This is a genomic window from bacterium (genome assembly GCA_035307765.1).
Lineage (GTDB): Bacteria > Sysuimicrobiota > Sysuimicrobiia > Sysuimicrobiales > Segetimicrobiaceae > Segetimicrobium.
In genome coordinates, this window is sequence record DATGHU010000013.1 from 62,673 (window position 1) to 84,268 (window position 21,596).

The 21,596-nt window shown below is 66.5% G+C and carries 20 protein-coding genes; 4 read left to right on the plus strand and 16 right to left on the minus strand.

Annotated elements, in window-relative coordinates:
- The first annotated feature begins 34 nt into the window (after positions 1–34).
- Complete coding sequence (locus VKV57_04900; protein HLW59249.1) at positions 35–736, plus strand: aspartate/glutamate racemase family protein; 702 nt, start codon at positions 35–37, stop codon at positions 734–736.
- A 33-nt stretch (positions 737–769) separates the two neighbouring features.
- On the opposite strand, the gene VKV57_04905 is transcribed toward VKV57_04900, so the two are convergent.
- The 12 genes from VKV57_04905 to VKV57_04960 all read right to left on the minus strand — a co-directional run bounded on the left by VKV57_04905 (position 770) and on the right by VKV57_04960 (position 15,105).
- On the minus strand, positions 770–1,600 hold the full coding sequence (locus VKV57_04905; protein ID HLW59250.1) for an NAD(P)-dependent oxidoreductase: 831 nt from the start codon (positions 1,598–1,600) through the stop codon (positions 770–772).
- Positions 1,597–2,808 (minus strand): amidohydrolase family protein, encoded by a 1,212-nt coding sequence (locus tag VKV57_04910; protein ID HLW59251.1) that lies wholly within the window; start codon positions 2,806–2,808, stop codon positions 1,597–1,599. The genes VKV57_04905 and VKV57_04910 overlap by 4 nt, the downstream gene beginning before the upstream one ends.
- Before the next feature lie 10 nt (positions 2,809–2,818).
- Entirely contained in the window at positions 2,819–3,718 is a 900-nt protein-coding gene (locus tag VKV57_04915; protein HLW59252.1) for a carbohydrate ABC transporter permease, read from the minus strand.
- The gene (locus VKV57_04920; GenBank protein ID HLW59253.1) at positions 3,715–4,644 is read right to left on the minus strand and encodes a sugar ABC transporter permease; all 930 of its coding nucleotides are present in this window, start codon (positions 4,642–4,644) and stop codon (positions 3,715–3,717) included. The genes VKV57_04915 and VKV57_04920 overlap by 4 nt, the downstream gene beginning before the upstream one ends.
- An 88-nt stretch (positions 4,645–4,732) precedes the next feature.
- Positions 4,733–6,073 carry an extracellular solute-binding protein gene (locus VKV57_04925; protein HLW59254.1) on the minus strand — a complete coding sequence of 447 codons (1,341 nt, stop codon included), beginning with the start codon at positions 6,071–6,073 and terminating at the stop codon, positions 4,733–4,735.
- A 250-nt stretch (positions 6,074–6,323) separates the two neighbouring features.
- Positions 6,324–7,016 carry a DUF2848 family protein gene (locus VKV57_04930; protein ID HLW59255.1) on the minus strand — a complete coding sequence of 231 codons (693 nt, stop codon included), beginning with the start codon at positions 7,014–7,016 and terminating at the stop codon, positions 6,324–6,326.
- Between the two features lie 133 nt (positions 7,017–7,149).
- Positions 7,150–8,400, minus strand: a complete 1,251-nt coding sequence (locus VKV57_04935) for an MFS transporter (GenBank protein ID HLW59256.1) — start codon at positions 8,398–8,400, stop codon at positions 7,150–7,152.
- Entirely contained in the window at positions 8,397–9,119 is a 723-nt protein-coding gene (locus tag VKV57_04940) for an ABC transporter ATP-binding protein (protein ID HLW59257.1), read from the minus strand. The genes VKV57_04935 and VKV57_04940 overlap by 4 nt, the downstream gene beginning before the upstream one ends.
- A gap of 74 nt (positions 9,120–9,193) precedes the next feature.
- A complete protein-coding gene (locus VKV57_04945) occupies positions 9,194–12,361 on the minus strand; it encodes an efflux RND transporter permease subunit (protein ID HLW59258.1) in 3,168 nt (1,055 codons plus the stop codon).
- Between the two features lie 9 nt (positions 12,362–12,370).
- Complete coding sequence (locus tag VKV57_04950) at positions 12,371–13,768, minus strand: efflux RND transporter periplasmic adaptor subunit (GenBank protein HLW59259.1); 1,398 nt, start codon at positions 13,766–13,768, stop codon at positions 12,371–12,373.
- Positions 13,768–14,229, minus strand: coding sequence for a MerR family transcriptional regulator (locus VKV57_04955; protein ID HLW59260.1), 462 nt, complete (start codon positions 14,227–14,229; stop codon positions 13,768–13,770). Before VKV57_04955 ends, VKV57_04950 begins: the two co-directional genes overlap by 1 nt.
- Positions 14,230–14,349: 120 nt before the next feature.
- On the minus strand, positions 14,350–15,105 hold the full coding sequence (locus VKV57_04960) for an aldolase/citrate lyase family protein (protein HLW59261.1): 756 nt from the start codon (positions 15,103–15,105) through the stop codon (positions 14,350–14,352).
- 283 nt (positions 15,106–15,388) lie between these two features.
- Here VKV57_04960 and VKV57_04965 point away from each other — a divergent pair, with 283 nt between their 5' ends.
- Both VKV57_04965 and VKV57_04970 read left to right on the plus strand, forming a co-directional pair.
- Positions 15,389–15,844 (plus strand): hotdog domain-containing protein, encoded by a 456-nt coding sequence (locus VKV57_04965; protein ID HLW59262.1) that lies wholly within the window; start codon positions 15,389–15,391, stop codon positions 15,842–15,844.
- A gap of 139 nt (positions 15,845–15,983) precedes the next feature.
- Positions 15,984–16,133, plus strand: coding sequence for a hypothetical protein (locus tag VKV57_04970; protein ID HLW59263.1), 150 nt, complete (start codon positions 15,984–15,986; stop codon positions 16,131–16,133).
- A gap of 84 nt (positions 16,134–16,217) precedes the next feature.
- On the opposite strand, the gene VKV57_04975 is transcribed toward VKV57_04970, so the two are convergent.
- From VKV57_04975 to VKV57_04990, 4 genes are all read right to left on the minus strand, one after another.
- Complete coding sequence (locus VKV57_04975; protein ID HLW59264.1) at positions 16,218–16,781, minus strand: GNAT family N-acetyltransferase; 564 nt, start codon at positions 16,779–16,781, stop codon at positions 16,218–16,220.
- A gap of 84 nt (positions 16,782–16,865) precedes the next feature.
- Positions 16,866–17,711, minus strand: coding sequence for a 3-mercaptopyruvate sulfurtransferase (sseA, locus tag VKV57_04980; GenBank protein HLW59265.1), 846 nt, complete (start codon positions 17,709–17,711; stop codon positions 16,866–16,868).
- A 401-nt stretch (positions 17,712–18,112) separates the two neighbouring features.
- A complete protein-coding gene (locus VKV57_04985; protein HLW59266.1) occupies positions 18,113–18,496 on the minus strand; it encodes a Na-translocating system protein MpsC family protein in 384 nt (127 codons plus the stop codon).
- A 346-nt stretch (positions 18,497–18,842) separates the two neighbouring features.
- A complete protein-coding gene (locus VKV57_04990) occupies positions 18,843–20,258 on the minus strand; it encodes a response regulator (GenBank protein HLW59267.1) in 1,416 nt (471 codons plus the stop codon).
- Between the two features lie 810 nt (positions 20,259–21,068).
- On the opposite strand from VKV57_04990, the gene VKV57_04995 reads away from it, so the two are divergent.
- A complete protein-coding gene (locus tag VKV57_04995) occupies positions 21,069–21,548 on the plus strand; it encodes a RidA family protein (GenBank protein HLW59268.1) in 480 nt (159 codons plus the stop codon).
- Positions 21,549–21,596 lie beyond the last annotated feature (48 nt).

Consider the following 21,596-nt stretch of genomic DNA (forward strand, 5'->3'; position numbering starts at 1 on the left):
CGGACCCGTGCGGCCGCGGCCGAGGCGCATCGGGATGATCACGCCGTCCTCGAACACCGTGGTGGAGCCACTGACCACGCGGATCCTGGCCTCATTGACGGATGCCGTAACCGTCCACTTCACGCGGGTCAGGGTGACGCACATCTCGCTCCAGGATGCGTCGCTGGAACAGTTCACGACCGACGCGATGCTGGCGGCGGCGCGGCTGCTCGCCGATGCGTCCGTGGACGTCATCGCCTGGAACGGCACCTCGGGGTCCTGGAAAGGGCTTGAGGCCGACCGCACGCTCGTCGCCGCCATCGAAGATGAGACCGGGGTGCCCGCAACGACCTCGACCCTGGATCTGCTCGAGGCCTGCCGCCGCCTCGAGGTCAGGCGGTACGGCCTGGCCACCCCCTATCTTCGCGACGTGCACGAGGCGATTCGCCGTACCTACGCGGCGGCGGGGCTCGAAGCCGTCGCCTCGGCGCACCTCGGGATCACGGTCAATCGCGAGTTTGCCGACGTCCCTCTGCCGCGGATCGACTCGCTGCTCCGCGAGGTCGCGGTGCCGGAGGCGCACGCCGTGGCGGTGGTCTGTACCAATTTCCCCGCGGCCGCGGTGGCGGCCCGGGTCGAAGAAGCCACGGGGCGGCCGGTCATCGACACGCTCGCCGCGACGGCCTGGCGCACGCTCCGGCTCGCGGGCCTCCGCCGCCCGATTGGGGGATTCGGACAACTTCTCGCCCGCCTCTAAGGCCCGCCGGACGGCAGGTCGGCCCTCGGCGGTCTACCCGCCGATCTGTCGGGTCAGCTCCTGGATCATCTGCGCGGCGAGCGGCAGGAGCCTCGCGGGGACGCCGCTGTCTCGGGCGAAGTCGAGGGCGAGGCCGGTGTCCTTGACCAGGATGTCCAACGTCGCCTTCCCGGTCTGGTCGCTCTCGATCCAGGTCCGAGCCGTCGACCAGTGCTCGACGACCCAGGTGGTGCCCGTGCAGGTCTTGAGCACCTCCCAAAGCCGCTCGATCGGCACCCCCGTGGTCTCGGCCATCGCCGCGACCTCGCGCGCCGCGAGAAAGCTCACCGTCAGCAACACCTGATTCGCCATCTTGACCGCGGTGCCGGCGCCGACGTCGCCGACGTGCTCGATCTGTGAGCCCATCGCCTCAAGTACCGGCAGCGCCGGCGCCAGGTCCTTGGGGGCCGCGCCGACGATGATCGTCAGCGTCCCGTCCTCCGCCCGGGCCCGACCGCCGCTGACCGGAGCGTCAAGGAACGGGAACTCGCGTTCCCGCGCGGCGGTTCCGAGCCGACGCATCGGCCCGACGCCGATGGTGCTCATGACGATGACGGTGGCCCCCGGCTTCGCCTGCGCCAGGACCCCGTCCTCCCCGAGCACCACCTGCTCGGCTTGGGCGGGCGTGCGCACCATGACCACGACCGCGTCCGCCAGGCGTGCCGCCTCGGCCGCGGTCGTGGCGGCGTGACCCCCGGCCTGGGCCAGCGCGCGGCAGGGATCTCCACGCAGGTCGAACCCGACGGCTTCAAACCCGCGGCGGACGAGGTTCTTGGCCATGGGGAGGCCCATCTCCCCCAGCCCGATCATTCCCACTCGCTTCATTGGCGCTCTCCCCGCTGGTGCATGTAGACGACGCGCCCGCGGCTCAGGACGAGCCGCACCCGGGCCATCGCCCCGATCTCGCTGAGCGGATCTCCCTCCACGCCGATCACATCGGCGACCTTCCCCGGGGCCAGCACCCCCAGCGTCTCACCAAGCCCGAGCGCCGTGGCCGGCCACACCGTGGCCGCGCGGATTGCGCGGATCGGACTTTCGCCAAGCGAAACCACCCAGGCGAGCTCATCGGCCAAACATCCGTGCACGGCGTCCGTTCCCAAGACGTACCGGAGCCCCCGAGCGATGACCCGGCGGGCGGTGGCGCAGGCCGCCTCGCCGAGGGCACGCAGCCGGGCGAGCTCGGCGGGGTCCGTGCCGAACGCGTGCCCGTGGGGACCGCAGAGCACGCCGAGGGTCAGCGTCAGCAGGACGTCGTGGCGGCCGATCAGATCCAGATCGTCCTCCGTGAGGAACCACCCGTGCTCGATGACGTCGAGGCCCCCGCCCAGCGCGGCGGCAACGCCCGCTCCTCCCACCAGGTGGGCGGCAACCGGCCGGCCGGCGGCGTGCGCCGGCCGCACCGCCGCCGCCACCTCAGCCTCGCCATAGTAGCAGGTGGTCGGCTCAACGGCCGGATCGCCCGCGCCGTCCGACACGAAGAGTTTCACGAAGTCCACCCCCTCCGCGATGTTCGACGCGGCCGCCCGGGCGATCTCGGCGGGATCGTCGGTGAAGACCGAGGCCACCGCCCCGCCCCGACTGCGGGGCGATCGAATCGCTCGCCCGGCCGCCCGCAGGCGCGGGGCGACGATGCGCCCATCCTCAGCTTCCCGGCGCAGCACGAGATCCACGCCGTGCCGATCCCCGCACAGCCGAAGGGTCGTCACCCCCGCGCGGAGATCCTCTTGGATCCGGGCGATCCCCGCGGCCAAGGACTCGGCCGGGGGAACCTGGACCTGAGCTCCCAAATCGCCCCACCGGGTATCGATGCCGACGTGGGAGTGAAAATCGATCAGGCCGGGCAGGAGTGTGCATCCGGGCAGCGAGAGCGTGACGTCGGGCGAGCGGGTCGATCCCCGAAGTTGGCCGGCGGCAGGCGGCGGTAGGCTCCCACCGATCCCGGCGATGCGCTCGCCCTCGACCACCAGCCTCCCGGGACGGCGTGGGTCCTCTCCCACGCCGTCGATCATCTGGTCCGCCTCGATCCGGATCACCGGGAGCCGATCACTTCACCGCGGCGCTCGTAATCCCGGAGATGAACTGGTCGAGGAAGAGGCTGTAGAGGATGGCGACCGGAATCCCCACGAGCAGGGCGCCCGCCATGAGCGAGCCCCAGAAGTAGACGTCGCCCCGGATCAGGTCGGTGGCGACCCCGAGCGGAACCGGCTTCTGATCGCCCACGGACACGAACACCAGCGCGTAAAGGAAATCCTGCATCGTCAGGGTGAACGCGAAGATCACCGCGGTGAGAATGCCCGGCCAGCTCACGGGTATCACGGTCCGGATCAGGGCAGCAAAACGCCCGCACCCGTCCACCAAGGCCGCCTCCTCGATCTCGGGCGGAACCGTTTTGAAGAACCCGCTGAGCAGCCAGGTGCAGAACGGGATCGTGAAGGTGGGGTACACGAGCACGAGCGCCCATTTGGTATCGATGAGGTGCGTGATCCCTACGATCCGGGCGAGCGGGATGAACAGCAGGATGGGGGGGACCAGGTACCCAAGGAAGATCGCGATCCCCATGTTCTCCGCGCCGGGCAGGCCCACGCGTGCCAGGGCGTACCCGGCCGGAATCCCCGTCAGGAGGGTGATCGCCGACACCCAGAAGGCGATCTGCGCCGTGTTGGACACCCAATAGCCGTACTGGGTGTGCTGAAACAGATACGTGAAGTGCTGGAACGTCGGAGGTTGAATGAACCAGAACGGCGAGGCCGCGGGGTTCACGAGGTCGGCATCGGTTTTGAAGGCCGTGACGCCCATCCAAACCACCGGGAACAACGCGATCACGACGAACGGCAGCAGGCCGGCGTAGACGAGGATGTGCTTGCGGATCTCCCGCGTCTCCGCCCGCCGCGCTCCCGCCGTCGGGAGCGCCGGGCTGGATCGAAGGGTTTCCAAGCCGCTCACAGGGCCTCCCGCCTCCGCAGCGTCCGGAGCAGGAAGTAGACGATGGGAAGCAGGATCGGGAACAAGATCAGCGAGATCGCCGCGCCCCGCCCCAGCGCCCCGGCCTGGATACCGATCTCAAACGCGCGCGTCGGCAGGATCTCCGTCGAGTTCATCGGCCCTCCCATCGTCAACAGATAGACGATGCTGAGATCCGACAGCGTGAACACGGTGTCGAACAGCAGTCCCACAAAGAGGATCGGCGCGATAATCGGCACAATGATGTAGTGCCAGCGCAGGAAGAAGTTTGCCCCGTCCACCTTCGCCGAATCGAGGAGCTCCAGCGGGACCGAGGACATCCCCGCCATCAGCACGATCGCGCCGAAGGGAAATCCGCGCCACACGTTGACCGAGATCACCGCCGCCATCGCCAGCCCGGGTTCCCCCAGCCAGTTCGGCCACCCGCTCATCAGGTGGAGGTGGTTCGCGACCCAGTTCAGCGTGCTGAACTGGGGATCGAACGCCCATTTCCAGGCGAGCGCGGTGATGACGACGGGAAGCGTCCACGGGAGCACAACCAGCGACCGGATCAACCGCCTGCCGCGGACGTCCTGGATGAGCAGGAAGCCGAGCATTCCGCCGAGCAGGGCCTTCGCGATTCCGGCGATCACCGTGAACATCACCGTGTTGCGGAGGGCCTGGCGGACCGAGCTGTCCTGAAAGATCGCGACGAAGTTCTGGAACCCAACGAACCGGGCAATCTGGTTGCCGACGGACGCGTCGCTGAGGCTGAGGTACAGGGAGAAGAAGAACGGGGCGCCCACCAGCACGGCCATGTAGATGACGGCCGGAGCCAGCAGGGAATAGCCAAAGATGAGGCGCTGGCGAGTAAACGATCCCCGCCTGGCGTGCGCTCGGGTCCCCACAGCCAGCTCGACGTTCGCCACCCGGCTCCCGCCTCACCCCATCATGGGAACGCGCCCGGCGGACTCGCTGCTCCTGACCTGCGGAGTCCGCCGGGCGCCAGATCTCAACTTACTTGTACTTGGCGTAGATACCCTTGATCTGTCCCAACCCCCAACTGATCGAGCTCTCCAAGCTCTCCCCGTGACAGTATCTCGCCAACATATCGGGGACGACGAACGTGGAGAGGACCTCCGAGGCCGGAGCCGTGGCCGGTCCCGGGTACCCAAAAACCAGCGCAACCTTGTCCCAATCCTGAATCAGCGCGAGCTTTGAGGGATATCGGTCAAGGCCCGGCATCGGCTTCTTGTACCATGCCTTCAGGTACGGCATGTTATACCCTTTGCTCGCCACGAGCGAGAACTTCACATCGCCGCCGTACTCCTCGAGGAAGGCCTTCGCCCCCGCCTGGTTCTTCGAGAAGTTCCAGATCCCGAGGATCGTCGGGTCAACGACCGCGGCACTCCGCACCGACCCTTTCGGCTCGTCGCCGGGAACGCCCGCGTTGACCGAGGCGAACAGCTTGGGGTTACTCTCCTCAATGGAGAAGAGCGACGAGAGGGCGTCGTGGATGTAGATGGCAACCCCCGAGTCCAGGTACCGGTTGTCCGAGACGTTGTCCCAGGAGAAGACTTCACTGGTCATCCCTTCCGACCAGAGGGCCTTGCTGAAGTCCATGGCTTCCCGAAGCGCCTTCGAGTCCCAGGCCAGCTCCTTCCCAGACGGATCGGTCTCGTGCACCCCGAAGGCGTAGAACACGGCCCGCCAGTTATGGTTCGAGTCGTTGCAGTGGGAGATGGCGAAGCCGGCGGGGTGGCCATTCTTCTTCCCGACCGTCGCCGCCTTTCGAAGGTTTTCCCAGGTCGACGGGAGCGGGAGACTATATTGCTGCCACAGGTCCCCCCGCCACATCATCGGCTGCGGGATGTAGAACTCGGGAACCGCGTACCATTGACCGCCGACCACCGAGACGTTTTGGGCCATCGGCAGCCAACCGCCGGCGGCCTTCCCCAGTTTGTCGCAGATGTCGGTGACATCCACCATGTGCTTGTAGTAGAGGGTGGTCTGGATCTGCCCGTTCATCTGGAAGATGTCGTGCCCGGCCCCCGCGGCGAGCTCCGCCGCGATGCGCGCGGGAAGATCGTCGATGCTGATGTGGTCGACCCGCACATCGACCCCGTTGGTCTTGCCCCAATCGACGGCGTACTTATCGAACGCGGTGTCGTACGCGGGGACGAAATGGCTCCAGGTCAGGATGCGAAGCGTTGTCCCTTTGATCTGCGCAGGGGCGACCCCCGTCTCCCACGGCGCCAGCCGCAGTAGGGCTCCCCCGGCCACCCCAGCCCCCGCCGCGGTCAAGAACTGTCTTCGGTTGAGCTTGCTGCGCGAGCGCGATCCGAAAGCGCCACTCATTCTCAGCTCCCTCCCCCTGGCCCCCTCGCGGGCGGCCTACGTTCTCACACGCACACGCTGGTTCTTCGCTGAATGTACGTAGATACGTGATCCAAAGTTCGCCTACGCCCCGGGGGCTTCCTTTTCCTCCTGAACGCCGTGAGCAATGTTTGGCCGTGGGTGGAATCGTCCACCGGCAGGCGCGCCGGCCGGGTCCGATTGTTCGGGTTTTACCGGATCGCCCCCCCGTGCGGCGGCCCGACTCACCGATTCAGGCCAGCGGATTGGGCACCAACGCCGCATCGTACTCGTGCACGATCGATCGGCGGAGGCGGGGATCCTCCAAGCTGACACGAAATCCGTCCCCATACCGGAGGGAGCCCCCACGGGTCGGCACCGTTCCCGAAAATACCAAGACGGCCCCCCGCTCCGGCAGGCGCCCGGCGAGTCGATCGAGCCAGTAGGTTGGCGAGAGGAGCTCGTTGAGTGGGGCGTCCTGGTAGGCATACCACGTTCCCTGCTCTCGCACCCATGCGCGCAGGATGAGTTCGTCGACGTGCCCGGCGACCTCCCGATAATCCCAGGCTGTGCCGGCCACGACGTTTGGGCAGATGCGCTTTGACAGTTCGATCGAGGTGGCTTCCACCTCGCGATCGGTGTGGTCGCTACCTACGGTGAGGGCGACGCGCTCCCTGGTCGCGACCAGCACGTACTCGACCTCGCCCGAGCTCTGGGGCGAGTAGATCTCGATCCGATCGCCCTGTGTCAGCATCGTCTGCGCGACGGTGAAGGTGATCGGCACGTCGGTGGGGGCAGGGATCCCCAGGGCGCGCATCTCGTTCACGTGCGCCTGGACGGCCGCCATGTCCCGTCCGGCCCATCCGCCGTTGATGATCGCGTAGACTTCCGGCGTCCACCGCCACGCCCCCCCCGCCGCGACCATCTCCAGCACGACCCGCATCATCCACCCCCCCTTTAACTCCCGAGCGGATCCCCCGGCGTCTTCCTCAAATTGGCGAGCGTCGCGCCGACGCCTCCCCGAGCCCGTCGACCCGCGCCCCGGTGCGTCCGACGGGGCCGTTGTACCGGGCCCGGCCTCATCCGGCGACCGCGACCGGGGAGGCGCCCCGCCCGAGGAGGCCGCGAACCGTAAACACCCCCACCGCCCCCACCCCGCCGCCGACGAGCAGCCCGATGGACAGCCCCCAGGCCCCAATGATCCCACCCATCATCAGCGCACCAAAAGGGGCGAGCCCGTTAAACACCATGGCATAGGCGCTCATGACGCGCCCCCGAAGCGCGGCCGGCGCCTCCAACTGCACCGTGCTGTTCGCGGTCGCGGTGAACATCACCATCCCCATTCCGCCGAAGAACAGCTCGACCCCGGCGAGATCCGGCCGGGCGACCTGGCTGAGGGCGATCAATGCGGCGCAGAGCAGGATCGCCCCCCAGAGCAGGTAGGACGAGCGAGGGCCGAACCCGCTCGTCCAAGCCACGGCGAGCGAACCGACCAGCGCCCCCAGCCCCTGGGCGGCCAGGAGGAACCCGAACCCGCTCGCGTCAAGGTGGAGCTGAGCGTGCGCCAGCACCGGGACGAACACGTTGAAGTTCATCGCGAACAAGCTGAGCGCGGCCAGCGTGACCAGAACCCGGAGGACGGTCGCCGAGCGCCGGATGAACTCCATTCCTTCGGTGATCCCCATCAGGAGGCCCACCGCCGGGGCCACGCGGATCGTGGGGACGACCCGCATCGCGCCGAGCGCGGCGATCACCGCGATGAAGCTCGCCGCGTTGGCGAGAAACGCCGCTCCCACCCCCCAAGCGGCGATCATCAGCCCGGCGAGTCCCGGGCCGATCAACCGCGCGCCGTTGAACACCGATGAGTTGAGGGCGATTGCGCCGGTGAGATCGTCGGTCCCGCCGACCATCTCCACGATGAACGATTGTCGGGCCGGCACGTCAAAGGCGTTCACCGTGCCGAGCAGCGCGGCCAGCAGCGCCACGTGCCAGTACCGGACGTGGCCGGTGACCGTCAGCAGCCCGAGCGTCAGCGCCAACAGCAGAAACAGGGACTGCGTGGCCATGATCAAGGTGCGTTTCGGCACACGGTCCACGAGCACCCCAGCGGGGAGCGACAGGAGCAACACGGGGAACCACTGGAGCGCGTTGATCACGCCGAGGAGGAACGGAGATCGTGTCAACGTTAGGACCAGCCACGCTTGCCCGACGGTCTGCATCCAGGTCCCGATCAGCGAGACCCCTTGCCCGGCGAAGAACAGCCGGAGGTTCCGGTGGCGCAGCGGGGACAGCACCGGAGAGCGGGGGCGCCCGCCCCGCGTCGCGGTCACCCGGGCCAGAGCCCCAGCCGTTGCGCTCCGGCCACCAGTGTACGGGTATAGGGATGCTGGGGGGCGGCGAACAGCTGCCGGGTGTCGGCCGATTCGACGACCTGCCCGGCCCGCATCACGTGAACCCGGTCGCAGGTTTGGGCCACGATCCCGAGATCGTGGGTGATCAGGAGCAGCGACATGCCGAGGTCGCGCTGCAGCCGGCCGAGGAGATCGAGGATCTGCGCCTGGACGGTGACATCCAAGGCCGCCGTCGGTTCGTCGGCGATGAGGAGTTCCGGGCCGGGGGCGATCGCGGCCGCGACCAGGACGCGCTGCCGCTGCCCCCCGGACAGCTCGTGCGGGTACCGCCGGAGCAGCCCGGGGTCCAACCCCACCCGGGTGAGGGCTTCCGCCGCCCGGTCGCGCGCCCCGCGGCGGCCGAGGTGGGCGACGATCCCCTCCATCACCTGGTCGCCGATGGACATCACCGGATCGAGCGCCGAGCCCGGCTCTTGGAAGATGATGGCAATCCGCCGTCCCCGATACCGCTGCATCTGTCGTTCCGAGAGCGGCACAAGGTCGACGCCATCGAGCACGATCGTCCCGGCGGTAATCTTCGCGGGCACCGGAAAGAGCTTCAGTATCGCGTAGGCCGTCATCGATTTGCCGGCGCCCGAGGCCCCGACCAGGGCCACGGCCCGCCCGGCCGGCACGTCCAGCGAGACGTCCTCGAGCACCGGCACGTCACCGGAGGGCTTGGGTATGACGACGGAGAGTCCCGCGATTCGGAGCTCTCCGTGCGACGCCGCGGTCATGAGGGGCTATGGGATCGGCGCGGGAGCCACTCTTCGAAGATGACGTAGAGGGTCGGGATCAGGAGCAGGGTTAGGCCCGTGGAGACGGTCAGCCCCCCGATCACCGCGCGCGCGAGCGGCATGTTGGTCTCGCTCCCCTCGCCGAGCCCGACGGCCATCGGGATCATCCCGAGAATCGTGGCGAGTGCGGTCATGAGGATCGGGCGGAGTCGGGTGCGGCCCGCCTTGAGCACAGCCTCCCGCAGCGCCAGGCCGCGATCCTGGAGCTTGTTCGCGTAATCGACGAGCAGGATACCGTTCGAGACGACGATGCCGACCATGGTGATCACACCCATGAAGGACATGATCGAGAGCGTCGTGTGGGTCAGCAGCAGCATCCAGATCACACCGATGATCCCCATCGGCACCGTGAACATAATGACGAAGGGATCGACCAGGGACTGGAACTGCGAGGCCATGATCATGTAGACGAGCATCAAGGCCAGCGCCATGGCGAGCCCGAGGCTGCCAAACGCGCTCTGCTGCTGTTCGGTCTGTCCGGCCATATGGTAGGTGAATCCCGCGGGAAATGGGAAGTGGTTCAGGCGGTCCACAACCTCCTGCGACACCGCCCCCAGCGGCCGGTCCACGACGTTCGCCGTGATGTCGATCACCCGCTGCTCGTTCTTCCGGTTGATCTGGAGGGGCTCACTGCCGAGCGAGATGTTGGCGACGTCCCGCAGCCGGATCGGTACGAGGGGGCCGGTGGACGGCGCGGAGCCGGGGCCCGGGTCGGCGATCGCGGCCAGCGGGACGTTCCCCAGATCTTCGGTGTGCGTCCGGTACTGGTTCATCAGCTGCACGACGATGTTGTACTCGTTGCCGGTGATCGGGTCGATGAACTGGCTGGCGGTGGCAACGTTTCCCGACATCGCCGTGTTGATCGCATTGGCGATGGACGTCGACGACAGCCCGAGCTGGGCTGCCTTTTCCTGGTCGACGTTGACCGTGAAATCGGGGTAGTCGCCCCGCGGAGTCACCTGCACGTCCGCCGTGCCGGGGATCCCCGTGACGATGCTCGCGATCTCCTGGGCGACCTGGGCACCGACCTGCTGGTCAAATCCCAACAGCTGGATGTCGACCGGCGCCGCGGACCCAAAGTTCACCACGCGGTTCTGCAGCCCCCCGGTCTGCACAAACATCTGCACGCCAGGAAACTTCCCCTGCAGCGCCTTGCGCATGGCGTTGGCGAGCTGATCGGTCGATTGGCGCCGCAGGGTCGGTGGCACCAGCCGCACCTCGACGTTGGCATTGTTCGGCCCCGCGTTGGATCCGAACCCGCCCGAGGACGGCACGCCGGAGTTCGTGTAGATCGTCACGATGTCTCGCGCCGGAATGACCTGACGCATGATCCCGGCAACCTGCTCGGCCAACCCCGACGTCACTTGCACCGCTGTGCCCTGCGGCGCCTCCAGGCTCACCTCGAACTGGCTCTCATCGGTCGCCGGGAAGAACTCTGTCCCGATCCCCCGGGCGGCCAAGAGAGAAAAAGCCAAGATCACGGCGATCCCGGCGAGCACCGGCCCCCGGTGGCGCAGCGTCCACCCCAGGGCCGCCTGGTACCCCTCGTCGAGCCGCTCCATCAGCCCCTCGCTCCAGCGGTTGAAGCGCGCCAGGGACCCTTTTGCCTCCGATGGCGCCCCGGACCCCGCCACGCGGAGCAGCCGGGTGCTCAGCACCGGGTCGATCGTCATCGACACCACGTAGGACGCGGCGAGGGCGAAGACGATGGTCAGCGCCATCGGCACGAACAGCCGCTCGGCGATGCCGCTCAGGAACACCACCGGGAAGAACACCGCGATCGTGGTGGCCGTGGAGGCCAGGACCGGCAGCCCCACCTCCTCCGTCGCGGTGATCACCGCCTGCAGGACCGTGCGGCCGGGGACGAGGAGATGGCGCATGATGTTCTCGCGCACGACGATCGCGTCATCGACCAACCGCCCCATGGCCAGCGTCAGCCCGCCGAGGGTGAAGACGTTCAGCGTCTGGCCCGAGAAATAGAGCAGCAGCAGCGCGCTGGCCACGGAGAGCGGGATCCCCAGCCCGACGATGAACAGGCTCCAGAAGCTCCGTAGGAAGACCAGCACGACGAGAAACGTCAAGCCCGCGCCGATCACCGCCTCGTGCCCGAGGGTGGTGATCGCCGCACGGATGTAGCGCGACTGATCGAAGCCGACGTCCAGGGTCACCCCGGGCGGCAGCGCGGTCAGGTGCGGGAGCGCCGCGCGCAGGGCGTTGACGGTCTGGATGGTGTTGGCGTCCGGCTGCCGGCTGACGAACATCAGCACGCCGGGCTTGCCGTCGACGTGCACGATCTGGGTCTGGTCGGCCGCTGCGTCCGCAACCTGCGCCACGTCCCGGATGTGCACCGGCACCCCTTGGTGCGTGGCGACGACGACGTTCTGGATCGCGGGAACGTTCTGCAGCAGCGTGGGGACGTTCAACTGATAGTCGATCCGGGTGTTCCGGAGGCTCCCGGACGGGATCAGCGCGTTGTACCGGGTGAGCGCATCCTGGACGTTCTGCAGCGTCAGCCCCGTGGCGACCAACTTGTGGGGGTCCACGCTAACGTTGAACTGGCGGACCAGGCCGCCGTTAACGAACGCCTGGGACACCCCGGGGAGGCGCTCCAGCTGCGGCTCGATGGTGTTGAAGGCAAGGTCGTACAACTGCCGGGCGTCGAGCCCCCCGCCCCTCACGACCACCTGCGCCACGGGAATATTCGATACGTCAAACTTCAAGACGAAAGGCTGGCTGACCCCGGTCGGCAGCGACCGCATCACCCGCTGGACGTTCTGGATGATCTCGACCTCGGACGTATTCAGGTCGGTTCCCCAGTTGAACCACACCTGGACATTGCTGGAGCCCTGGCGGGTGGTGGAGAGGATCTGCTGCACGCCGGCCACCCGGGTGACGGCCTGCTCGATCGGATAGGTGACCGTGCGCTCGACCGCCTCCGGACTCGCGCCGTTGTAGTTCGTGATCACCGAGATCACGGGGATGGTGATCTTGGGGAAGAGGTCGGTCGGCAGACGGGAGAGCGCAATCTGGCTGAGCACCACGACGGCGATGCATGCCATCAGGATGAAGATCGGGTTGCGGGTCGCCCCGCGCGTGAGAAACATCGAGGCCCGCTACAGCCCCCCCACCGGGACCGCCCTGACCCGCTGGCCCTCGCGCACCAGATCGGCCCCTCGGGCGATCACCTGATCGCCATCATCGAGCCCGGCGGTGACCTCAACGACATCCCCGGTTGCCCGGCCCACCACGACCTGACGCTTCGTCACCGCCCCATCCTTGACCACCCAGACGAAGTGCTGGTCGCCCACGGTGATCAGCGCGCCGAGCGGCACCACGAGGACGTTCTTGTCCGCGCCGGCGGACAGCTGGGCCGTGGCATACATCCCGGGCCGGAGCAGATGCCCGGGGTTCGCGATGTCGATTTCCACCTGAACGGTCCGAGTCGCTTGATCCGCCCCGCCGGCGATCCGGCTCACCACTCCCCGAAATGTCTGCGCGGGGTAGGCGTCGACAACCACCTGGACCGCCGCGCCCTTGTGGACGGCGGCGATTTGTACCTCGGTCACGTTCACGGCCACGTCAATCTGATCCAGGTCGGCGATCGTCAGGATCGGGGTCGAGGTTCCCGGGGTGACGTACGCGCCCGGGTCCAGGCTCCGGCTGACGACGATCCCGTCGAAGGGAGCCATGATCGTGGCCTCCGCCGCGCCCAAGCGTGCGTTCTCCAGCGCGGCCGTTTGGCTTGCCGCCTGCGACTGCTGGGTCCGCACCTGGGTCACCGCGGACGCCTCCTGCTGAACGGCGGCCGCGGCCTGAGCCTCCGCCTGAGCAATCTGGGCCTCGGCAACCTTCACCTGCGCCTGGGCGGCTTCCAGGCTTGCCTGACCGGTCTCGACCTGAGCGGTGGCATCATCGAGGCTTTGTTGCGCGGCGGCGCCTTGCTTGACGAGATCCGCCGTACGCCGCTGGGTCACTTCGGCGTCGACGAGCGTGGCGTGGGCCTTCACGACACCGGCTTTGGCGTTCGCCAACTGCGCCTGCGCGTTCTGCTGCCCGGCGATGGCATTCAGCACCTGCGCGTGAGCCGCCGCCACCCCCACCCTCGCCGTCTGGACGCCATTCTCAGCGGCCAGCGCGGTAGCCTGGGCCTGGGCAGCCTGGGCGTCGAGTTGCGCGTGGTCGACCACCGCCACCACCTGCCCGGCCCGCACGGGGTCGCCGGGGCGGGCCGCCACGGACAACAGGTAGCCCGCGGTCTTGGTGTAGATGACCGCCGTTTTGAGCGAGGCGATGTTGGCGGTCAACTGCAGGGTGACCGGGATCGTCATCCGCTTCGGGTGGGCGACCCCCACCAGCGGGGGGGGCGGGGTGCGCCCTTTGACGGACGCCGCAGGCGGGGGATCGGCGCTCGCCGGCCGGTTGGTGGGCGCGGGGACCGTCCCGCGGCCGATCAGCAATCCCACGCCCAAGGCGGCCACCACGATGGGGATCCAGACCCACGACCGCCGCATCAAGATCCTCCCCCGAGCCCCGCGGCGATCCCGGAGCATCCGGCGGGAGCGCCGAGCCGGCGCAGCTCTCGCACCTGTCGCGCGAGCTGCCGCTGCAGCCGCCCCAACTGCTGCACTTTTCCCCGAACCGATTGCAGCTGGTCCTCCGTCACTCGCAGCGCGCTCTCCAGGGCCTTGTTGCGTCTCGCCGGATCGGCGTCTGTTTGGGCCGCCGACAGGTACCGCTCACGCGCCTCGTCGGCGTCGAGGATCCGCTTGATCTCGCTCAGGGACAGCCCGAGGAGTTGTTTCAGGTTCTTGATCCGCCCGATCCGCTCGAGATCCGCCGTGCTGTACAGCCGCTGCCCACCCGTCAACCGTTCGGTGGGCACGAGGATGCCGATCTCGTCGTAGTAATGTAACGTCCGCTGGGTGAGCCCCGTTCGCTGGCAGACCTCCCCAATCTGATAGAACGTTGTCATGCCGTGCCCTCGCCCTCCCATGTTAGTATCCCGTCGCTCGGCGCATACGTGTCCATTTTAGGAGGACCTTACGTTGGTGTCAATCGCCTTCCGTTGACGTGAGGTCGGGGCAGACACCGCCTACGCGCCCGCGCCGAGCACCGGTGCTGCGCCGGCGGCGAGCAATGCTGGGAGATGCGTGTAGAGGTACAGCACACGCTGCCGGACCCGATCCCGCACGGTGTCGGCGCGACAGGTCGACCCTGCGACGCGCCCCGAGGCCGCGATGTGCGCGAACGCCTGCGCCATCGCCTGCTGAACCTCCGGCACCTCAGGACGGCCCGGGTATCCCATCGACTGTGCGAGATCGGACGGGCCGACAAAGAAGACATCCACCCCCTCCACCTCCAACATCTCGTCGAGATGGCGGAGCCCCTCTTCGTCCTCGAGTTGGACGCACACCAACGTCTCCCGGTTGGCCGCCTCCACATAGCCGGCCATCGGCACGCCCAAACCGTACCCGGCCGGCCGGGTACTCGCGGCGAGGCTACGGGATCCGAGCGGATGATACTTCACCGCCTCCACGACCCGACGTGCATCGCCGGCGGTGCGGATATGGGGAACCTGCACACCCAACGCCCCGCATTCCAGCACGTGGAGGATCGCCTCCGCGTGGTTGCCGGCCGGGCGGGCGAGCGGGGTGATCCCGCTCGCCTCCGCGGCCCGAACCATCTCCTCGACACTCTCGCGAGAGATTGTCCCGTGTTCGCAATCGATCAGCACCCAGTCGAATCCGAGACGGCCGAGCATCTCGACGATTTGGGGCGAGGGAATCATCACCGAGACGCCGCGCGCCGGCTGGCCCGCCAGCAACTTTGCCTTCATTAGATTGCGCATCACCGGCCCCACCTCCGTTGTCGCGCCGTCTCCCGGACGTCGCGGCATCCCCGGCCGCAGGGGCGCCCGCCCCGCGCAGGCACGTTTCCCGGGGATATCGATGGGAGAGCATTCCCCCACGCCGGATCGATCGCCTTTGGGACATCGATCGTTCGGATGATTCGATTCCCCTCAATTTCAGTCGCGCCGGGGCGTCATTTGATCCCGCGGACGAAGCCTCCCCACTCCCGGTGGTGTAATCTTCCCTCTGAGACCGAATCCGGGCGAACAGGAGACCTGACCGATGGATATCTCGCTTTTCCAGAATGAGCGGCTGCGCGGCTTCCGCTGTGAATGCTCAGGGCACGTGGCGGCCGGGTGGCGTCTCGAAAGCTACTGGGCCGAAGATGAGGCGGTCTGCACGTGGTACCCGCGGACCATCCCCGCGCTCAGCTCCCCGGAGGCGATCGAGGATCGGACCCTGGCGGATCTCATCGTCTGCCACTGCCTCGGGACGGCCGTGGCCGCCGCCCGCCTGGCCGACGGCCCGCAAGGCGACCCGGCGTCGAGAATCCGGTACGCGGCCGCCTCCCTGCGGATGACCTATCTCAGCCCGGCGACGGCCAACACCCCGCTCACGCTTCGGGCCAGGGTCCGGGAATTGGACGACGGCACCACGACGCTGACCTGCTCGTTGTTCACGGACGTCGAAGAAACCGCCCGAGGAGAAGTGGTCGCCGTTCGCGTTCCCGCCCCTTAACCCGGGTTGCCTCTTTTGCACCCCCGCGTCGGCGGGTCTCCGGCTCCCACCGTCGGGACAGGAGATCTTGCATGGGTGGCGAATCCCCGAAACCAAAGAACCCGGCTCGAGGATTGACCCGGGGGAAAGGAGGCCACGGATGCGCAAGCTCATGGCGGCCGTGGTCGTAGGTTTGACGGTTGGCATCCTAACGACAGCGGCGCTTGCATGCAACGATGCCTATAACACCAACCAACCGCAAAACGATCAGCCAATGGTCCAACAACCACTGCCGAACCACAGCTCGTAACCGGCACACGGAGCGTTCGAGTTAGGTCCTCTCGGCGGCCGGGGATCCCCGGCCGCCGAGAGGTTTCCCCTCCCCGATCGCGGCTCACCTGCGGCGTGGCGTTCTGGCCAGTCGACGAAAGGGTCCTCCCGTCAGGCGCGTCAGGATCCACTCCGTCCGCAGAGTGGCCCCCAACTGCTTATAAAATCGAATGGCGGGAGCGTTCTCCCTGAGCACGATCCATTCCATCCGCCCGCACCGCTTCCGCGCGGCGATGTGGGCCATGGCGATGAGCAATGCCTTGCCCGCCCCCTGGCGCCGGCAGCGGGACAGCACGAAGAGATCTTCAATGTAGAGCGTGGGGCGGCCGAGGAACGTCGAGTAGGCAAAGAAGTAGAGCGCGAACCCGATGGGTTCCCTTCCGCGCCAACAGAGCAGGGTATGAAAATACGGGCGCTGCCGGAACCCGTCCCGCCGGAGGCTCGACACGGTGGCCTTGACCTCGCGCCTCAGCCCTTCATACCGTGCCAGCCCTTGCACGAGCTTGAAGATCGTCGGTGCATCGCGGACGGTGCCGGTCCGGATTCGAAATGGCTGCCGGGCGGGAGCGCGCGCCGTATCGCTACCCCCGCCCAACGCCGCGTCGACGCATATGGAAGGAATGGGCATCCAACGTTGTCATCCTCCTCCCCCGCCCTTCAGGGTCGTGATCGTGGTGATCATGTCGAGGGGCCGCTCGGCAGGACAATGCGCCTAGCGTGCGATAGGGGTGTCCGTGCGGCCCCCCCATTCCGCCCACGACCCGTCGTACACGGCGGTGTGATCCCGACCGAGGAGGAAGAGGCCAAAGGCCAGCACCGCGGCGGTCACCCCGGAACCGCAACTCGCGATCGCCGGACGGTGCAGATCCAATCCGATCGCCTCGAACGCACCCCGCAGCCCTTCGACGGGCAGCAAGGCTCCATCGGGCCCGAACAGATGGTCATACGGGAGGTTGAAACTCCCCGGGATGTGGCCAGACCTAACCCCCGGGCGCGGCTCCGGCTCGGCCCCAACGAAGCGCCCGTGCGAGCGTGCGTCGACCACCTGCTCCCCCTGCCCCGACAGAGTTTGACGGACGCGATCAAGGTCGGCGGCAAGTTCCGACCGATAGCGCGCGTGGAACCGACACGCCTGAGGCCTTGGCTCGCCCGACTCGACCGGGCGGCCCTCCTCCCGCCAGCGGGGGAGGCCGCCGTCCAGCACCGCGACGTTATCGTGACCAAAGGCCCGAAAGGTCCACCAAACCCGTGCGGAGGCGACAAGGTGGCGGCCGCCGTAGACCACGACGCGATCCCCACCGGCGATACCGAGCGCCCCCACGGCCGCGGCGAAGGATTCCGCGTCCGGGAGCATGTGCGGGAGGGGCGTGCGTTGATCGGCGATCGCATCGATATCGAAAAATACGGCTCCGGGAATATGAGCCTGACAGAACTCGCCTCGAGCGTCACGGTGGAGGGTCGGCAAGTACCATGTGGCATCGATGACGCGGAGGTCACGCTCGCCCAGGTGCGAAGACAGCCATGCCGGGCTGACCGCCGGGTGTAAGGACTCCGTCATCGCTCCACTCCCGTCTCGGCGGAAACCTTTCCGTACACCATGTGTGTCCCCATCGGGGTCGCCCTCGCTTCCGCTGGGTGCGATCGAATCGGGGTGCCGTCGCCGGTCGAATCCCCGCGCGCCGGGCGCGCCCGCCTCCGAACACTGGCTGCCCGCATGATCAACCGGATGACGTTCGGCCACGTGGGGCCTTCTGTGCCCCCGCGGTTCATTAGCGGGCGATTCGGCTTTTCCTCTCGACAGAACCGATTAATCGTGGGCCCACGAAGTGGGATCCATCCCCGCTGGACAGCCACGCCCCGATCGGGTGCTGGCTCTACGGGCTGCGATCGGAACGCACCGGTTTGGACCCGCGGGAGGAGGGGTTTCCACCCTTCGTTTCCGGCCGCCGTCTCTTGCCCCTATCCGTGCTCCCCAAATATATCCGCGACCCTGCGGTCGAGGACAAAGATGATGATGCGTTCTCCTGTTCGAGTGCTGAGATCCGAGTGCACGCTGATGACGTTCGCTCCGGTGAGATGCTTGATGCGATCTTGCAAGGACGGCCTGAGGTCTTGGATCAGTCGATTGCGCGTGTCTTTGATTGATTTTCGGCCCGCAGGGGTCTTGGCTTGCTCATATTCCACGGGGGTCAGGTCTCTCAGCAGGCGCACAACGAGCAGGTCATCGACGAGATACGTCCGATATCCCTCAGGGCCACGTCCTATCCGCTCTTTGAGGGACCGGATGATCGTATGAACAATTTCCTCAGCAGCCTCTTGCTTCCGTCCTGACCCTGAGGACACGACCGTCCTCCTCCGAGGCCGAATCACTCACCTACGGAGTTTCACTAGCCGGACACGCAAGGTCCGGACATTACCGACCGACGTCCTGAGCCTTCACCTATTTATTCGGCTAAATTGACGCAAATCCTCTTCGGGAACTTGCCGGTATCGCAGCAGCCCGGAATCCGTGCGACCAGCAGGTGATTCCTTGCGGGGTTCTTCGGCCGTGGTTCGCCCTCCGAACGCCGCACCACCCCCCTACCCACGGCCCCTCCCCGCGCTTCCAGCACGATGTCTGTCGATGCGCGGTGACGATGGCTGATCGCGGCGCGACCGCAAAACGTGTGTGTGACGAACGCGACCCTCCCTACCCGGCGGGGAGGTCGGCCAAGACATTTCCCTGCTGATCGCCCAGCGCATGGATGATCCCCAGGACCTGTCCAATTTGGGCTCCGACGGTCCTGGCAAAGGGGAACAACTCCTCCGTCAGCGCCCTCGTACCACACATCATGGCGAGCACACCGAGGCGCTTGTTGTCGTGAAGAAGCGGGGCAATGAGTGCAGACTGTTCCGGCCGCTCGTCATTGTGTAAGATCCCCCGAGGCATGCGCAAGGGAACCACCGCGGGTATCCCCTCTTCAATCGCGCGGTGCAGGACCCGTGCGTGACCGAACAAATCCGCCACCCCGTCGTATGCCAACTGGGGAAACCCCAGTTGAACGCGAGGCTGCAGGGTCCCATCCGCGCCCATCAGGAAGATCACACCTCTGACGACCCCGACCGCGTGCAGCGTTCTCGTGAGGAGCTCTTCAAGAACACCATCCACTGAGCCGTGCCTGAGGGCATCCAAGAACGTGGACAGGACGGCCAACTCGGCCTCCCGTCGCATCAACCGTTGGCGGATGCTTGTATTGACCATCATCTGCCGATCAAGCTGTTGCGCCAGTCGGCGGGTGTAATCCGCTCCCAGCCCGTCCGAAATGGCGGTGGCAGGCGGAGGCGTCACGCCCAGCGTCAAACTGATGGCCGCGACGACCGATTGAAATCCGGGGTCCTTGATCACCAGGTCGTTGGCCCCCACTTCACGGGCGAGTTGACGATCGACCTCCTCGTTGTACGCCGAGGAGTAGAGTAACACGGGGACGTGGGAGAGTTTGGCGTCTTTCCGGACTGCCAGACAAAATTGAAACCCATCCATTTGCGGCATCAACACATCCGAGAGGATCAGATCGGGCGGACTCTGATGCGCGCGGGTGAGGGCTTCGGTCGCATCGGAGGTTCCCACAACCCCAAACCCCGCATGCTCCAGGCGCGTCTTCACCAGGCTGAGATGGATCGGGTCGTCGTCAACGACGAGGACCCGCTCCCCCGTCCCTATCCGTTCCAGACCATCCTTGGGCGGCAGGTAGGTATCGATGGTTTCGAGGAGGTGCGACGTTGTGATCGGTTTGAATAAGTAATCGGTACATCCCACTTCGATGCTCCGAGCCTCCTCGGCCCCGGTCATCACTCCCGTATAGGCGATAATCGGGACGTCAACGCCGCCCGGCAGGCTGCGAATCTTCTGAATGAGGTTGAATCCATCGATGTCCGAAAGCACAAGATCCACAATGATCAGGTCCGGGTGCTGCGTCATCAATTCGAGCACGTGACGTCCATCTCGAGCTTCCAGCACAGCGTACCCGGCCTTCTCCAACGCGACACGAATATCTTTGAGCCCTAAGGGGTGACCCTCAACGACCAAAATGGTGTAGGGGTTCAAATCGACCGATCGCTCAAACATCAACGCACCCCCCCTGGAGCATCTGCAAAAGGATCTCCCGGCGGTTTGGCCGGAACGCGCGTGCGGGGGTACTTGCTGTGTCGCGGGAATGAGACGGTCCGGCAGACCCGGCAGCGTGCGGCGGTGGGCTCAAAAGGATCGTGGGACGCCATACGTGGTCGGCACTTCGCCGTCGAGGGCCCTCTCGGGCTCCTGTGCGCCGCGGCGCCGGGAAAATCCCCATTGGTATGGAGCGAAGCAAGAAGAAGGATGCAACACTCGAAGAATATGGCCGCGAGATGAGAGCACCTCCCACAGTGGCATCAACCAGCGAGTACGCCTCGACTGGCTCACCGTGGGCGGACATGCTGCCAAGGGTGGCAGCCCTCCCACCTCGCCATCCAGCCGTGATTCCAGGCCATCGAACCGCCTGGCCAGGGGCTTCTCGGGAGCCTCGTTGGTGGACGTGCTCCGCGACGAGCCCTGCTGTACCGGGAGTGTACCCTCCTTTGGGCCTTCTTAGACCTATGCCAGGCCTGGTTTCAGGCACTGGAGAGGCCTGAAACCGAGCTCGGGGTGAGACCGATAGGCCGGTCCCGTTACCCCTTCGGCGATTGGCTCGACGATCGGCAGTGCTGGCAGATCGACGGCGCACCGGCACAGCCCCACGTCACCCCGTCTGCGAAACCGCGGCAACTTCAGACGGAACCGTATACAGGAATCGTATGAGTCCAATAGAAGGGGCGAACACGCGGGGGATCATCCCTCGCTACAGCGGAACGGCAAGGAGGGCGTTGTGCGACGCTCATTAGGCGGGGGGAGGCGGAAACCATGGCACATGTCGAGCAACGATTGAAGGACCTGGGCATCGTCTTGCCAGATTTCGGTCCGGTAGGCTATTACGGCACAAGTTACGGCAAGATGAAGGCCCACCATCAGGTCGGCAGCATCCTGTTCTTGAGTGGACACGTGCCTGAGCGAAACGGAACCATCTTGCACCCGGGTAGACTCGGAGATACTGTGACCGTTGATCAAGGCTATGAAGCCGCGGGGCTGGCTGCGGTTAACAGTCTCGCGGGGATTAAGCAGGCGGTCGGGAATCTCGATCGAATCGTGAGTATTGTGCGCTCCCTGTGTTTCGTCGTCTGCACCCCTTCGTTCTACGATGTGCACAAGGTGTCGAGCGGAGCCACCGACCTGTTCGCCGAGGTGTTAGCCGATCGGGGCGTTGGGGGGCGGGCCACTATCGGTGTGACCAGTCTTGCCAAGAACCATTGCTTCGAACTTTGGCTGACCGTGGAAATTGAGTAACCGGATCAGCCGATTCGCCGGCCGTTTCTTCACCGCAGCGATCCCCGA